The organism is Pseudoalteromonas sp. JB197 (assembly GCF_002332205.1).
Taxonomy (GTDB): domain Bacteria; phylum Pseudomonadota; class Gammaproteobacteria; order Enterobacterales; family Alteromonadaceae; genus Pseudoalteromonas; species Pseudoalteromonas nigrifaciens.
On the sequence record NZ_NRGZ01000001.1, the window covers coordinates 1252574 to 1267288 of the forward strand.

14 protein-coding genes are annotated in these 14715 nt (G+C 41.9%); 11 read left to right on the top strand and 3 right to left on the bottom strand.

The window, feature by feature from the left end; genetic code table 11:
• Positions 1 to 7: 7 nt before the first annotated feature.
• Together CIK86_RS05925 and CIK86_RS05930 are read right to left on the bottom strand one after the other, a co-directional pair.
• Positions 8 to 1183 (bottom strand): isovaleryl-CoA dehydrogenase, encoded by a 1176-nt coding sequence (locus CIK86_RS05925; RefSeq protein ID WP_011328132.1) that lies wholly within the window; start codon positions 1181 to 1183, stop codon positions 8 to 10.
• Positions 1184 to 1222: 39 nt separating this feature from the next.
• Positions 1223 to 1657 (bottom strand): MerR family DNA-binding transcriptional regulator, encoded by a 435-nt coding sequence (locus tag CIK86_RS05930; RefSeq protein WP_086996125.1) that lies wholly within the window; start codon positions 1655 to 1657, stop codon positions 1223 to 1225.
• A gap of 330 nt (positions 1658 to 1987) precedes the next feature.
• On the opposite strand from CIK86_RS05930, the gene CIK86_RS05935 reads away from it, so the two are divergent.
• The 7 genes from CIK86_RS05935 to CIK86_RS05965 all read left to right on the top strand — a co-directional run bounded on the left by CIK86_RS05935 (position 1988) and on the right by CIK86_RS05965 (position 9654).
• Positions 1988 to 3169 (top strand): acetyl-CoA C-acyltransferase, encoded by a 1182-nt coding sequence (locus CIK86_RS05935; protein ID WP_086996128.1) that lies wholly within the window; start codon positions 1988 to 1990, stop codon positions 3167 to 3169.
• Positions 3170 to 3253: 84 nt separating this feature from the next.
• Complete coding sequence (locus tag CIK86_RS05940) at positions 3254 to 4744, top strand: CoA-acylating methylmalonate-semialdehyde dehydrogenase (protein WP_086996131.1); 1491 nt, start codon at positions 3254 to 3256, stop codon at positions 4742 to 4744.
• A gap of 127 nt (positions 4745 to 4871) precedes the next feature.
• The gene (locus tag CIK86_RS05945) at positions 4872 to 6029 is read left to right on the top strand and encodes an acyl-CoA dehydrogenase family protein (protein ID WP_086996134.1); all 1158 of its coding nucleotides are present in this window, start codon (positions 4872 to 4874) and stop codon (positions 6027 to 6029) included.
• A 10-nt stretch (positions 6030 to 6039) separates the two neighbouring features.
• Positions 6040 to 6837 carry an enoyl-CoA hydratase gene (locus tag CIK86_RS05950; RefSeq protein WP_086996137.1) on the top strand — a complete coding sequence of 266 codons (798 nt, stop codon included), beginning with the start codon at positions 6040 to 6042 and terminating at the stop codon, positions 6835 to 6837.
• On the top strand, positions 6837 to 7979 hold the full coding sequence (locus CIK86_RS05955) for an enoyl-CoA hydratase/isomerase family protein (RefSeq protein WP_011328138.1): 1143 nt from the start codon (positions 6837 to 6839) through the stop codon (positions 7977 to 7979). Before CIK86_RS05950 ends, CIK86_RS05955 begins: the two co-directional genes overlap by 1 nt.
• A gap of 4 nt (positions 7980 to 7983) precedes the next feature.
• Positions 7984 to 8874 carry a 3-hydroxyisobutyrate dehydrogenase gene (mmsB, locus tag CIK86_RS05960; protein WP_086996141.1) on the top strand — a complete coding sequence of 297 codons (891 nt, stop codon included), beginning with the start codon at positions 7984 to 7986 and terminating at the stop codon, positions 8872 to 8874.
• Positions 8875 to 8883: 9 nt separating this feature from the next.
• Positions 8884 to 9654: an SDR family oxidoreductase gene (locus CIK86_RS05965; protein ID WP_086996146.1), complete on the top strand. Its 771-nt coding sequence runs from the start codon at positions 8884 to 8886 to the stop codon at positions 9652 to 9654.
• A gap of 74 nt (positions 9655 to 9728) precedes the next feature.
• Here CIK86_RS05965 and CIK86_RS05970 read toward each other — a convergent pair whose 3' ends face one another.
• A complete protein-coding gene (locus CIK86_RS05970; RefSeq protein ID WP_086996149.1) occupies positions 9729 to 10691 on the bottom strand; it encodes an integron integrase in 963 nt (320 codons plus the stop codon).
• A 248-nt stretch (positions 10692 to 10939) separates the two neighbouring features.
• Between CIK86_RS05970 and CIK86_RS05975 the strand changes: the two genes are divergently transcribed.
• The 4 genes from CIK86_RS05975 (at position 10940) to CIK86_RS05990 (ending at position 14713) form a co-directional block, all read left to right on the top strand.
• On the top strand, positions 10940 to 11470 hold the full coding sequence (locus tag CIK86_RS05975; RefSeq protein ID WP_086996187.1) for an AAA family ATPase: 531 nt from the start codon (positions 10940 to 10942) through the stop codon (positions 11468 to 11470).
• Between the two features lie 140 nt (positions 11471 to 11610).
• The gene (locus CIK86_RS05980) at positions 11611 to 12387 is read left to right on the top strand and encodes an HNH endonuclease signature motif containing protein (protein WP_086996152.1); all 777 of its coding nucleotides are present in this window, start codon (positions 11611 to 11613) and stop codon (positions 12385 to 12387) included.
• Positions 12388 to 12500: 113 nt separating this feature from the next.
• Complete coding sequence (locus CIK86_RS05985; RefSeq protein WP_086996155.1) at positions 12501 to 14336, top strand: AAA family ATPase; 1836 nt, start codon at positions 12501 to 12503, stop codon at positions 14334 to 14336.
• A 149-nt stretch (positions 14337 to 14485) separates the two neighbouring features.
• A complete protein-coding gene (locus tag CIK86_RS05990; protein ID WP_086996158.1) occupies positions 14486 to 14713 on the top strand; it encodes a hypothetical protein in 228 nt (75 codons plus the stop codon).
• The last annotated feature ends 2 nt before the right edge of the window (positions 14714 to 14715 follow it).

A 14715-nucleotide genomic window follows, 5' to 3' on the forward strand; every position in this document is an offset into this window, starting at 1 on the left:
TTAATCCTTAACGGCTTTCAGTGAAAAGTTCGCGGCCAATTAGCATACGGCGTATTTCTGAGGTACCTGCACCAATTTCATATAATTTGGCGTCACGTAATAGGCGGCCCGTTGCGTATTCATTTATATAACCATTGCCACCTAAAATTTGAATGGCATCTAGCGCCATTTTAGTTGCCAGCTCGGCTGCATATAAAATAGCACCGGCAGCATCTTTACGGGTGGTTTCACCGCGATCACACGAGCGAGCCACTGTATATACATACGAGCGTGCGGCGTTCATTTGCGTATACATGTCGGCTACTTTACCTTGAATTAACTGAAACTGACCAATAGGCGTATCAAACTGTTTGCGCTCATGAATATAAGGTACAACAATATCCATACACGCTTGCATAATACCCAGTGGGCCTGCTGCAAGTACTACGCGCTCGTAGTCTAGGCCGCTCATTAATACCTTAACGCCTTCGTTTAAGTTACCTAAAATGTTTTCTTCGGGTACTTCGCAGTTTTCAAATACCAGTTCACAGGTATTTGAGCCACGCATACCAAGTTTGTCGAGCTTTTGCGCGGTTGAAAAACCAGGAAAGTCGCTCTCTACAATAAATGCAGTAATACCTTTTGCGCCGGCAGTTAAATCGGTTTTAGCGTAAATAACTAAAGTATGCGCATCTGGGCCATTGGTGATCCACATTTTATTACCGTTTAAAATGTACTTATCGCCTTTTTTCTCGGCTTTAAGTTTCATTGAAACTACGTCTGAACCCGCATTTGGCTCGCTCATAGCAAGGGCACCAATGTGCTCACCGCTAATAAGCTTAGGCAAGTATTTTTCTTTTTGGGCTTGCGTGCCGTTACGATTAATTTGGTTTACACACAGGTTTGAATGCGCACCATAGCTTAGGCCAATAGAAGCACTTGCACGGCTAATTTCTTCCATGGCAATAACATGCTCTAAATAACCTAAACCAGCACCGCCAAATTCTTCAGCTACTGTCATTCCCAATAAACCCATTTCGCCCATTTGTGGCCAAAGTTGATTTGGGAAAGCGTTATCAAGGTCAGTTTTTTCGGCTAGTGGGGCAATTTCTTGGCTGGCAAAGCTGTTTACATGTCCGCGGATCATATCGGCGGTTTCGCCAAGGCCAAAGTTCATTTCTTTATATAGTGAAATAGTGCTCATGATTCATTCCTGTGTGATTGATTAAGTTAATACCGCGTATTACTCATCTATTTTATTAAGTGCGTCGCGGCAACGGCGCTCGGCTGTTACCAATTCCATAAGAACAACTTTAATGTCGTCCATTTGTTGTGATAGGTCGGCTTTTTTCTCGCTAATAAGGTCCAGCATAGTTACCAGCTGCTTAGCACTTGATTTGTCGGCGTCGTAAAGTTCAAACAAACGTCCTGTTTCTGCCAGCGTAAAACCTAAGCGTTTACCACGTAAAATTAACTTTAAGCGTACTTTATCGCGTTTAGAGTAAATACGGGTTTGGCCATTTCTACTTGGCGTAACAAGCCCTTGGTCTTCATAAAAGCGGATAGAGCGGGTGGTAATGTCAAACTCCTTTGCGAGTTCGCTAATACTAAAAGTTTGTTCATTATTGGCAGGCACAGTGGCCGACGTTGCAAAGCTTGATTGATTATCTGGTTTCATAATAGTGTTTTACCTCATTCGAATAACTCCAATATAAGTGAAGTTTACGTAAAGGTAAAGCAAGATGTTTGTGTAATACTTTAGACTAATGAAAATGGCGAGTAAACTTTCATTAAAGTTAGGCTTTAAAGCCTGCGCAGGTGTTTTTACTGAAGTGTAATGAAACATAATACAAATAAGTTTACAGTTTTTACAGTCAACTAAAAGTTGATTTTAGATTTACGTTGGCGTAAACGTAAATATTATGTATGCTCGTAAACAGATTATAAATAAATTGTTTGGTTCAGCGCATTAAATTGCACGGGGCCAATTACTAAATGGAGCCTTTTTATGACTACTGAAGCCGTTGTTATTGTAGCAGCAAAACGCACCCCAATGGGTGGATTTATGGGCGCACTTAATGATGCGCAATCAACTGAGCTGGGGGCAACCGCTATTGCTAGTGCATTGGCAGAAACAGGCCTAAGCACAGATGCTATTGATGAAGTAATTATGGGCTGTGTATTACCTGCTGGTGTAGGCCAAGCGCCTGCTCGTCAAGCAATGTTAAAAGCAGGCCTAGCACTTAGCACGGGGGCTACCACTATAAATAAAGTGTGTGGCTCTGGCTTAAAAGCGGCAATGTTGGCACATGATCTAATTAAAGCGGGCTCTATAAACTCAGCAGTTGCTGGTGGCATGGAAAGTATGAGTAATGCACCGTACTTTATTCCCAAAGCTCGCGGCGGCATGCGCATGGGGCATGGCAAAATTAAAGATCACATGATGAGCGATGGCCTTGAAGATGCTTACGACAACAAAGCTATGGGTTGTTTTGCACAAGACACCGCCGATGAATACGGTATAGGCCGTGAACAAATGGATAACTTTGCACTAAGCTCGCTTACCAAAGCAAAAGCCGCAATTGAAAACGGCAGCTTTAATAACGAAGTTGCACCGCACACTATGCAAACACGCAAAGGCGACGTTACCGTTGCCATTGACGAGCAGCCAGGTAATGCCCGCCCAGAAAAAATTCCGAGCCTGCGTGCTGCATTTAAAAAAGACGGCACTATTACAGCCGCTAACTCATCGTCAATTTCAGACGGTGGCGCAGCACTTATTTTAATGAGCGAGTCAAAAGCCAAAGAGCAGGGCTTAACCCCGCTTTGTAAAATTGTAGCCCACAGCACGCATTCTCAAAAACCAAGCGAATTTACAGTAGCGCCAGTGGGCGCAATGAACAAGGTACTAGAAAAAGCCGGTTGGACTACAGCCGATGTTGACCTGTGGGAAATTAACGAAGCGTTTGCCATGGTTACTATGCTTGCTATTAACGAGCTTAAACTAGATGAAAACAAAGTAAACGTAAATGGCGGTGCATGTGCATTGGGCCATCCAATTGGTGCAAGCGGTGCACGTATTTTAGTAACGCTTATTCATGCACTTAAAAATCGTGGTCTTAAAAAAGGCGTAGCGTCTTTATGTATTGGTGGCGGTGAAGCCGTGGCCATGGCAGTAGAAACACTTTAATTTTTCATCACAAAATAATAATCAATGCAGCGCTAATTATAATAATAAAGCTGCACTAACACTCTTATAAAACAGGATTTAATTATGCACCAAGTACCACTACTGATTAATGGCGAATTTATTCAATCAAGCTCAAAAGAACTTATTGACGTAATAAACCCAGCCAACCAAGAAGTGCTAGCCCAAGTACCTTGCACCACAGACGCAGAAATGGATGCAGCTATTGCCTCGGCTTCAGAAACGTTTAAAACGTGGAAAGATGTGCCAATTACTGAGCGCGCGCGCATTATGATGAAATACGCTGCGCTATTAAAAGAGCACCACGACGAGCTTGCCACTATTATTTGTCATGAGCTTGGTAAAACCTTTGAAGACGCCAAAGGCGATGTATGGCGTGGTATTGAAGTAGTTGAGCAAGCGGCTAACGCACCGTCATTAATGATGGGCGAAACCATGGAAAACGTAGCGCGTAAAATCGATACGTATTCTTACATGCAACCATTAGGTGTGTGTGCGGGTATTACGCCGTTTAACTTTCCGGCAATGATCCCATTGTGGATGTTTCCGCTGGCAATTGTGTGTGGTAACACCTTTATTTTAAAACCGTCTGAACAAGATCCACTTACGCCAATGCGCTTAGCTGAGTTATTTATGGAAGCTGGCGCGCCAAAAGGCGTGTTACAAGTAGTACATGGTACAAAACCACAAGTAGATCGCATACTAGAGGACAAAGCAGTACGCGCTATTTCGTTTGTTGGCTCGTGTGGCGTTGGCGCTTATATTTATTCAAAAGGCACAGCAAATCTTAAACGCGTACAAGCGTGTGTGGGTGCTAAAAACCACATGGTTATTATGCCAGATGCTAGCAAATCGCATGTGGTAAATAACTTAGTTGGCGCATCGGTTGGTGCCGCTGGTCAGCGTTGTATGGGTATTTCGGTTGCGGTATTTGTTGGCCAAGCAAAAGACTGGGTTGATGAAATTAAAGCGGGTTTTGAAGGTGTACGCCCAGGCGTATGGGATGATGCAGGCGCAGCGTATGGTCCGCAAACATCACCGGCTGCAAAAGCACGTATTTTATCGCTTATTGCCGGTGGTAAAGAGCAAGGTGCTAAGTGTTTAATTGACGGCTCAAACTTTACGGTTGAAGGCTACGAGCAAGGTAACTGGGTAGGCCCAACGTTGTTTACCGATGTAACTAAAGACATGGACTTATATAAAGAAGAAATTTTTGGTCCCGTACTGGCGTGTATGTTTGTAAATACATTAGATGAAGCCATTGCGCTAATAAACGACAGCCCATACGGTAACGGCACATCGCTGTTTACCTCAAGCGGCGCAGTTGCGCGTAAGTTCCAACACGAAATTGAAGTAGGCCAAGTAGGTATTAACGTGCCAATTCCGGTGCCACTGCCGTTCTTTTCGTTTACTGGTTGGAAAGGCTCGTTTTATGGCGACACTCACACTTACGGTAAGCAAGGTATTCGTTTTTATACCGAAACTAAAACCATTACTTCACGTTGGTTTGAAGACGACATAGCGTCGGGTCCAAATATGAGCATTAACTTAAAGTAATTACTCATAATAAATAGTTTATAAAAAGCATAATTAATAATAAAGAAGGGCACGAAGGTAACTCCTATTACCTTCGTTGCTCTTCACTAATCACCTAGACAACACATAACTAATTGAAGAGGTCTATATGGACTTTAATTTATCAGATGATCAGCAAGCATTTGCTCAAACAGCACGTCAGTTTGCTGACTCAGAACTCGCACCTTACGCCGCTAAGTGGGATCGCGAACATATTTTTCCTAAAGACACGATTAAAGCTGCAGGCGAACTAGGTTTTTGTGGCCTTTACACGCCAGAAGAAGCCGGTGGCCTTGGCTTATCGCGCTTAGATTCAAGCATTATTTTTGAACAACTTTCTATGGGCTGTACCGCAACAACAGCCATGTTAACCATACATAATATGGCCACTTGGATGGTAGCAAGCTTTGGTACTGACGCCGCTAAAGACAAATACTGCGAACAACTGGTTACTGGCGATTTACTGGCATCGTATTGTTTAACCGAGCCAGGCTCAGGTTCAGACGCCGCATCGCTAAAAACCAAAGCAGTACGCGATGGCGACGAATACGTAATTAACGGCTCAAAAATGTTTATTTCGGGCGCGGGCGAAACCGAAGTATTAGTGGTGATGGCGCGCACCGGATGCGATGGCCCTAAAGGTATTTCGGCCTTTATAGTGCCTGCCGACGCTAAAGGTGTTGAATACGGTAAAGCCGAAGAAAAAATGGGCTGGAACGCACAACCTACACGCTTAATTAGTTTTGAAGATGTGCGTATTCCGGCGCATAACTTATTAGGTGCAGAAGGCGAAGGTTTTAAATTTGCTATGCAAGGCCTTGATGGTGGGCGCATTAATATTGCAACCTGTTCAATTGGCACGGCGCAAGCGGCGCTTAATACGGCCCGCGAATATTTAAAAGAACGTACTCAGTTTGGTAAACCACTGGCCGCGTTTCAAGCGCTGCAGTTTAAAATTGCCGATATGAACACCGAGCTTGTAGCCGCGCGCCAAATGGTAAGGCTGGCTGCGTTTAAGCTTGATAATAACGACAGCGAAAAAACCACGTATTGTGCTATGGCAAAACGTTTTGCAACCGATGTGGGCTTTACCGTATGTAACGACGCCCTGCAAATTCATGGTGGCTATGGTTATATTAAAGAATACCCATTAGAGCGCCATGTACGTGATGTACGTGTACACCAAATTTTAGAAGGCACTAACGAAATAATGCGCGTTATTATAGCGCGTCGTATTTTAGCAGAGTCAGCCAGCGAAGTTTTATAAGGAGTTATTTATGTCAGAGTCAAATACTAAGTCTAATCCTAGCATTGAATTAACGACCGAAGGTCATGTAGCCATATTAACTATGTCAAACCCGCCAGCAAATACCTGGACCAAAGACACATTAATTGCCTTAAAAAACACCGTTAATAAGCTAAACAAAAATAAAAATATTTATGCACTAGTGCTTACCGGCGAAGGCGAAAAGTTTTTTAGTGCCGGTGCCGACTTAAACTTGTTTGCCGGTGGCGATAAAGGCGTAGCCGCCGAAATGTCGCGCGTATTTGGCGAAGCATTTGAAGCACTTAGTAACTTTACGGGCGTGTCGGTTGCGGCTATTAATGGCTATGCCATGGGCGGTGGTTTAGAAGTAGCACTCGCGTGTGATATTCGTATTGCTGAAGAGCAAGCACAAATGGCGCTTCCTGAAGCTAAAGTAGGTTTACTACCGTGCGCTGGTGGTACACAAAACCTAGCATGGCTGGTTGGCGAAGGCTGGGCAAAACGCATGATTTTATGTGGCGAGCGCTTAAAAGCCGACAAAGCACTGCAAATTGGCTTAATTGAAGAAGTTGTTCCACAAGGCGAAAGCTTTGCTGCAGCACTTAAACTAGCTAATCAAGTGGCCGATCAAAGTCCGTCTTCGGTTGCAGCATGTAAAACATTGATTCAAAAAGGGCGTCATCAGCCTATGGCGAGCATTTTACCGCTAGAACGTGAGTTATTTGTGGCCTTATTTGACACCGAAGATCAGCAAGAAGGTGTAAGTGCCTTTTTAGAAAAGCGTCGTGCAAATTGGGTGAACGGCTAATGAGCGGCTTAACATTATTAAATCATGCAGATGACGCAGTCGTATTCGAAACGGCAACCGCGTCAAACGGTGCTTTAATAGCGTTTGCTACGCTAAATGCACCAAAGTCGTTAAACGCCCTTAATTTTGAAATGATCAAACTATTAGAGCCGCAACTAAAAGCTTGGGCGCAAGACAGCAGTATTGCCATGGTGGTATTAAAAGGCGCAGGCGACAAAGCCTTTTGTGCTGGCGGCGATGTTGTAAGTTTGCACCACGCTATGGCTCAAGGCAGCGCAAGCGACTTAGTAGAGGATTTTTTTACGCAAGAGTATCGGCTTGACTATTTAATTCACTGTTACGAAAAGCCATTATTAGTGTGGGGTAACGGTATTGTAATGGGCGGCGGTTTAGGCTTAATGGCCGGTGCAAGCCACCGCGTAGTAACCGAAACATCGCGTATAGCAATGCCTGAGCAAACTATTGGCTTATACCCAGATGTTGGCGGCAGTTATTTTTTACATAAAATGCCTCACAGTGTTGGGTTGTTTTTAGGGCTTACGTCAGCGTCTATAAATTGCGACGATGCCCGTTTTGTTGCCCTTGCCGATCACTATGTAAAAGCAGACAAATACGATGCACTTTTAGCGGGTTTACTCAGCATTAAATGGGGTAAAACGGCCAGTTTAAATCACGAAAAACTTACTACGCTGTTAACTGATTTAGATCAGCAATCAGGGCGTTTGCCTAAAGGTAATATCAAAGCAAATTTGGCAACTATTCAAGAACTTGCTGAGTTTACTACGCTACAACAACAGGTTGACTATATTTTAAACTTAAACACAGACGACAAATGGCTACTAAAAGCGCAAAAATCGCTTAAGCATGGTTGTCCGCTAAGCTGTGCGTTAGTAAGCCGCCAATTAAAAACCAGTAAAGGCAAAAGCCTTGCTGAGTGTTTTAGAATGGAGCTAGGTATGTCGGTACGTGCTGGCGAAGTGGGTGAGTTTCAAGAAGGTGTACGTGCATTGTTAATCGACAAAGACGGTGCGCCAAACTGGCAATACAAAACACTCAGCGACGTGCCAAGCTCAGTGGTAGATAGCTTTTTTGAAGATCGCTATGGCAATAACCACCCACTTAAACAATTACAACAAGGCTAAAGCTATGAGCAAACTCAATATAGGATTTATTGGTTTAGGCAATATGGGTGGGCCAATGGCGGCAAACCTTATAAAAGCAGGGCACACGGTAAGTGTGTTCGACTTAAACCAAAATACAGTTAACGAGCTAAAAAGCAAAGGTGCAAACGCAGCCGCAGATGCAACGCAATGTGCCAACAATGTAGACATACTTATTAGCATGTTACCTGCTGGCAAGCATGTTAAAGCGCTTTATTTGGGCGAAAATGGGCTAATTAACAGCTTAAGTAAAACCACTTTAGTTATTGATTGCTCAACCATAGATGCCGAATCGGCGCGCGTGGTTGGTAAAGAGTTAGCACAGCAAGGTATTAGCTTTGTAGATGCACCGGTATCGGGTGGCGTTGCAGGCGCAACCGCCGGCACACTTACCTTTATTGTAGGTGGCGATAAAGCCGCGTTCGACAAAGCCAATACTGTGCTGGTTGATATGGGCAAAAATATTTTTCATGCAGGTGACATTGGCGCAGGGCAAGTAGCAAAAATATGTAATAACATGCTGTTGAGCATTTTAATGGCAGGCACCAGCGAAGCACTACAAATGGGCATAAATAATGGCCTAGATCCTAAAGTGCTTAGCGACATAATGACCGCAAGCTCAGGGCGTAACTGGACGTTAGAATTATATAACCCGTGTCCGGGTGTAATGGAGTCGGCTCCTGCAAGTAACGAATACAAACCAGGCTTTATGGTCGATCTAATGGCGAAAGATCTAGGCTTGGCAATGGAAGCAGCAAAACAAAGTAAATCAGCCACGCCAATGGGTTCAATGGCCAACGACTTATACGCTACATTGCAGCACCAAGGTGCGGGTACTGAAGATTTTAGTGCCATATTTAAATTATTTTCGAAGTAGGGGTAACGCGTGGAAATTAAAAATAACACGGTAGTAATAACCGGTGGCGCACAAGGCTTGGGTTTTGCCATGGCGCAAAAGTTTGCAAAAATGGGCGCAAACATTGCCCTAATCGATATGGCGCAAGATGCACTTAACACAGCAACTGAGCAATTAAGTCAACTTGACGGCGTAACTACGCGTATTCAAGGCTACGCTGCCAACGTTACCAACGAGAGCGAAATGGAAGCGGTATTTAACACCATTAATAGCGACTTTGGCCATATTGGTGTATTGATCAACAACGCCGGTATTTTACGCGATGGCATGTTTATTAAAGCAAAAGACGGCAAAGTAGTTAAAAAAATGTCGCTTGAGCAATTTCAATCAGTAATAGACGTAAACCTTACTGGCGTGTTTTTGGCAGGGCGAGAAGCTGCCAGCCATATGATTGAGTCGGGCAAAGGTGGCGTTATTGTAAATATGTCGAGTGTAGCGCGCGCCGGAAACATAGGGCAAACAAACTACGCTGCTTCAAAAGCAGGCGTTGTAGCGCTTACTACTACATGGGCTAAAGAGCTTGGCCGTTTTGGTATTCGCGTAGGCGCAATTGCACCAGGTGTTATAAGCACCGCAATGACCGACGTAATGAAACCAGAAGCTAAAGAGCGCATGCTTAGCGTAACTCCAGTAGGGCGTTTAGGTGAAACTGCAGAAATAGCCCATACCGCACAATATATTATCGAAAACGACTTTTTTACCGGTCGCGTAGTAGAAATAGACGGCGGCATTCGTTTGTAAAATGAGTTGGTTTAAGATTAATTAAAAAAGCATAACTCGTGTGGGTTGTGCTTTTTTGTTTTAAATAGGGAAGCTTATAATCTTGAAAAAGGGCTAATAACACCATTAGCACCTTGCTGTAAAACATGGGTATATATTTGTGTTGTACGAATATCGCTGTGCCCGAGTTGTGTTTGTACTGTGCGTATATCAGCGCCGCTTTGCAGTAAGTGCGTAGCGAATGAGTGGCGCAAAGTATGTGGCGTAACGTGTTTATTAATGTGTGCATTAAAAGCCGCTTTTTTTACAGCGCGCTGTAATTGCTTTTCATCAATATGATGGCGCCTTAGCTGTTTACTCTCAGGATCAATACTGAGTTTATAAGATGGAAATAAATATTGCCAACCCAGCTGTTTGTTATGATTTGGATATTTTTTACGTAATAAATGCGGCATATACACGCCACAAAACAGCGGGTTATTTAGGTCTAATTGTAAATAATTATCGACTAATTGAATTTGTGTTCGTATTTGTGGTATCAGTTCTCCTGCAAGCGTTACAACACGATTTTTGCCCCCTTTACCATCCCAAATTCGAACACAGTTATAATCAAAGTCAATATCTTGTGTCCGCAAACGTAGTACCTCCATTAACCGCATACCGCTACCATAAAGTAGTGCACACGCTAAATAATGCTTTGTAATACAGTGTTTAAATAACGCTGAAACTTCTGTTTGTGTAAGCACAACAGGTAATTTTCTAGGGCGTTCACTTTTTACAAAATCTAATGATAATGAGAGAGGACTTTTAATTATTTCCTTATATAGAAAACTTAGCGCATTCAATGCCTGGGCTTGTGTGCCTTGCGCTACATTTTGCGAGTTTACTAAATGATTTAAATATAATTCCACTTGAGTATCCCCCATAGAGCTTGGGTGTTGCATATTATTAAAGCGGATATAGGCAGCTATCCAAAACAAATAAGCTTCAATAGTGCTCTTTGCATAACGCTTGCTATACATATGATCTTTAATCATGGTTAGAAAGAGAGATTTCATAAATGATATTCAATTATTTAAACTCGACACTGTATATATAGACAGTTATTTGTATTTTGTCCAATAACATTATTAAAAGTCGTTTTGGGGTATTTTAACTACGGTGATTTTATAACATACGTAATTACTTGTTTACATTGTAGTTATTTAGTGGAATTATTGAGCCATGTAATATACGCCGTTTTGGGGTGTTATAAACCCCCAAAGTGGTGTTCAATAAGCTGTTATGTAACCCAAGGAGAATGAGCGTGAAATTTGTAATGATTTACGGCCCATCGGGCGTTGGAAAGGAAAGCGTAGGACGTGAGCTGGCGAGGAGAAATAGCTGGAATATATTCCCTCAGCATCTGGCTTTTGATATTTCTTGTGCTGTTGTTGGCTTCGGTAACAACGGATTTGAGAAATACCAACGCAATATTTGTTTAGACGCTTTTAGAGCGCTTATTGAAAAAAATGTGTCTGGTATTGTATTCACATTTTGTTACGTATCACCCGCTAGTAACTATTTTATCGACGGCCTCTTTGCCCTGTTGAAAGAGTTCGAGATTAAGGCTGACTTTATCAGGTTATCCTGCGACTTCGATAAACATGTGCTTCGAGTTACCAGCGAAAAACGGAAAAATACAAATAAAATTCAGTCCAAGGAATACCTTGAGGACTATCTAAATAGGTTCGACTTTTCAGTGGATATAGCTGGGGTTGAAACGTTCCACCTCAACAACACTGAATTAAATATACAAGAGTCGGCAGCTGAAATTGAAAAGCACATCGTCACATAACAAAGTGCTCCAACTCGCGCACTTCGTGCGCTGGACAGTTTGTAAGTTGTGGCTTTGTGGTTTTGCTGCGCAAAAGTAATCCACAAAACCACAACTTACAAACTGCCGTTGAGCACGGCGTTATATTTTAAGGACAGAATGTGAGCATCTCGAATCCAGAAATTAAAAAACTCTATGGCCTAGCGGCTGGAAGATGCAGTATTTGCAAAATGGACGTTTTCGGTAATGATGTCCATATTGGTGAAATGGCTCATATCATCGCAAAGAGTTTAAAGGGAGCAAGAGGTAATGAGGTACTATCTGGTGGTAGAAACTCATACGATAACTTAATTCTACTCTGTGCTAATCATCATACTGAAGTTGATCAAAATCCTAACTTTTACACTGTTGAAAAGCTTCAATCTATAAAAGCAGAACATGAAAAAATAGTTGCTTCTCTTTTTGATACGCCGAAGGAAAGAGATAATGACTTAAGTTTCCTTAAGATTTTTATGCGGTTTGTCCCTTTCACTAGACTTCGATATTTTGTAGAACACTTACCGACATCGGTTAAGCTAGAACTCTGTAGTGTTGGCGATATGTTCGAGGCGCATTGCAAAGACAATCCTCACCTATATCCACTAAATGATCAAAACCTTCAAGGATACTTTGATTCATTTATAAGAAGCTATTACGACTTGTGGTACGTAATATCTGGGTCTACCGATGTAGAGGGACGTCAACAGTCAAATTTTAGTCAAGCTGATGAGAGGTTTTACCTTCATATGGAAAGAAAGCACTTACCATATGAGAAGATTGCAGAGTTGAATGATATATTAAATGAGAAAAACTCTAAGTTCATTACTGCATACATGAACCTAATTGACTTCATAAGAGGTAACTACCAAGAAGTTGATTTAAATTCATATCAGCAATAAAAATTTATCAGGTCAATTAACTGCGCGCCTTTCAGGCGCCGGACGCAGCAAAGCTGCGCTGGTTATTGAGGCGATATTTCAAATCTACTTCCGTGCTTTAAAAGGAATTATTAATGAGTCAAGTGCCGAGTATTAAAAAGCTTAAGATTAAGAACTTCGGATGTATTGGAAACCAACCTATTGAGTTGGATATTGATAATATTGTTGTCTTGGTCGGCCCCAATAATGCTGGAAAGAGTACGATCCTAAAGGCATATGAAGCAGTGACCGATTGTTTGAAATTGGAACAAGATGATTTTCATAACAAACAAGTTAGCGTAGATAATTATCCTGAGATTGAAGTTCAATCAGTTGCAACCGAAGACAATAAACCAGGTGAAGAATGGTGCTCAAATCAAGCTGACGGTACATTTTTAGTTAGAGAAAAATGGAAGTGGACTGGAACAAATAGAGAGCCTGAAAGGGTTGGCTTTAATTTTGGTCTTGGTCGATGGGCGCAAGATGGTGATCAAGAGAAAATGCCATGGGGAATGAATAATGTAGCAAAGGCCAGAAGGCCTAAACCTCATAGGGTCAATACCTTTGATGATCCAGAAATTCAGTCTAAGGCTATAACATCTCTTCTAAAAAGTTTACTTGAAGATAGTATCCAAAGTATCAAAGAAAATGATGATGACGAAAAAACCAAATATGAAACGCTTGTAGAAAGTCTTAAGTCTTTGCGGGACTCCTCTAAAATTACGCAGCAAGAGAGTATCGAGGGTCTGGAGGGTAGTGCGAATGAGATTATAAGCAAAATATTTCCAAGTCACGAATTAAAGATATCAGCACCTACAAGCTCAGCTCCAATTAAAATTGATCTCCTTGGTAATGAGTTTTCTATAGAAATGGGACCAATAGGTGGCTTGACGTTTCCACTAGATAAACAAGGAAGCGGCAGTCGAAGAACAGCATTATGGACAATACTAAAATTGTTAGCTGATAATGGTGTTCGTGCAAAAGCAGCAGGGCCAAAAGCTAAAGCACATCACGAGCCAGTCGGCCCTAATACAGCACATGTTTTGTTGCTTGATGAGCCAGAAGTTAGTCTCCACCCTTCTGCTACTGAAATCGCAAGAGATGTTCTCTATTCTTTGCCAGAGAATGATAATTGGCAGATTATGGTGGCGACGCACTCACCAAGCTTCATTGATCTGACGAAGGATCACACGACCATTATCAGAGTTGATAAAACTCAAGACGATAACATTGAAACTACCACTTTGTTCAAACCTGAATCTGCACAATTAGATGATGATGACAAAGAAAACCTAAAGTTGATTAACTTATTTGACTCTCATATTTCCGAAGCCTTTTTCGGTGGCAGAGTTCTAATTGTTGAGGGTGATACTGAGTATTCAGCTTTTAACTACATTAAAAGTAAAGAGCTTGAGGCCGGTAACAACTCATACCATGATCTGAATGTAATCAGAGCAAGGGGAAAAGTTACTGTTGCATCCATGATGAAAGTTCTCAATCACTTTGGCAAAAAATTCTACGCGCTACATGATACCGATGTCCCAACAGTTCAATCCAAAAGAAAAAATAAAGACTTGAGTGTCGATGGTGCGATAGTTTATGACCAGTTTACGATGACGAATCCAGCGTGGACTAACAATGAAAAAATTCTTGCTCAGATGACAGAACAATCTAGAGTTGTTGCTTCAGTAATCAACTTTGAGGATGCTTATTTTGACGAAACCATTGGTAGTGATAAGCCTGAGAACTGTATAAATCATATTAAAGAAGAGCCAGATATGTATAACAAGGTTAAGGACTTACTGGATGGCATTCTTGAAATAGACGAAAATCAGTTACCTGAAGGTGCATTAACATGGTCTGATCTTTCGCAGCTAAATGATGCAGTTCAGGCGCGCTTTGCTTCAGTTACATTCAACACTAATCAATAGAAATATAACAAGGCGCTGAAAGTGGATTTATTTTAGCTGTCACCTTTTTTGGGAAAAAAGCTGCCAGCTAAAATAAACCATTTAGCGCGGCGTTATGTGAGTATCCGATTAATCAGCTATCGGTGTCTTATTACTAAAAAGGATCAATTGTGGCAACAATTAGAAGTATATCCAAAAAGATCGCAAGCCTAATTCTAGATACTGATTTAGCGACTATTGGAAAGAAGATTTTAAAGTGGCTAGTTTTGCCTGTTGTTGCATTTTTGCTACTAGGTGTTGGTTATGATACTTATCAAAACAACAAAAGGCTAACATACTGTAGTGATCGTGGCGTATCTGAATCTCAATGTGATTACTTTATAGAGTATGGTGATTAAGT

What these genes read in the sequence shown, in the direction of transcription:
- mmsB (WP_086996141.1), top strand. Translation starts at nt 7,984, where the DNA reads ATGAGCAAACTCAATATAGGATTTATTGGTTTAGGCAATATGGGTGGG.
- CIK86_RS05985 (WP_086996155.1), top strand. Translation starts at nt 12,501, where the DNA reads ATGAGTCAAGTGCCGAGTATTAAAAAGCTTAAGATTAAGAACTTCGGA.
- CIK86_RS05950 (WP_086996137.1), top strand. Translation starts at nt 6,040, where the DNA reads ATGTCAGAGTCAAATACTAAGTCTAATCCTAGCATTGAATTAACGACC.
- CIK86_RS05935 (WP_086996128.1), top strand. Translation starts at nt 1,988, where the DNA reads ATGACTACTGAAGCCGTTGTTATTGTAGCAGCAAAACGCACCCCAATG.
- CIK86_RS05925 (WP_011328132.1), bottom strand. Translation starts at nt 1,183, where the DNA reads ATGAGCACTATTTCACTATATAAAGAAATGAACTTTGGCCTTGGCGAA.
- CIK86_RS05955 (WP_011328138.1), top strand. Translation starts at nt 6,837, where the DNA reads ATGAGCGGCTTAACATTATTAAATCATGCAGATGACGCAGTCGTATTC.
- CIK86_RS05970 (WP_086996149.1), bottom strand. Translation starts at nt 10,691, where the DNA reads ATGAAATCTCTCTTTCTAACCATGATTAAAGATCATATGTATAGCAAG.
- CIK86_RS05945 (WP_086996134.1), top strand. Translation starts at nt 4,872, where the DNA reads ATGGACTTTAATTTATCAGATGATCAGCAAGCATTTGCTCAAACAGCA.
- CIK86_RS05940 (WP_086996131.1), top strand. Translation starts at nt 3,254, where the DNA reads ATGCACCAAGTACCACTACTGATTAATGGCGAATTTATTCAATCAAGC.
- CIK86_RS05930 (WP_086996125.1), bottom strand. Translation starts at nt 1,657, where the DNA reads ATGAAACCAGATAATCAATCAAGCTTTGCAACGTCGGCCACTGTGCCT.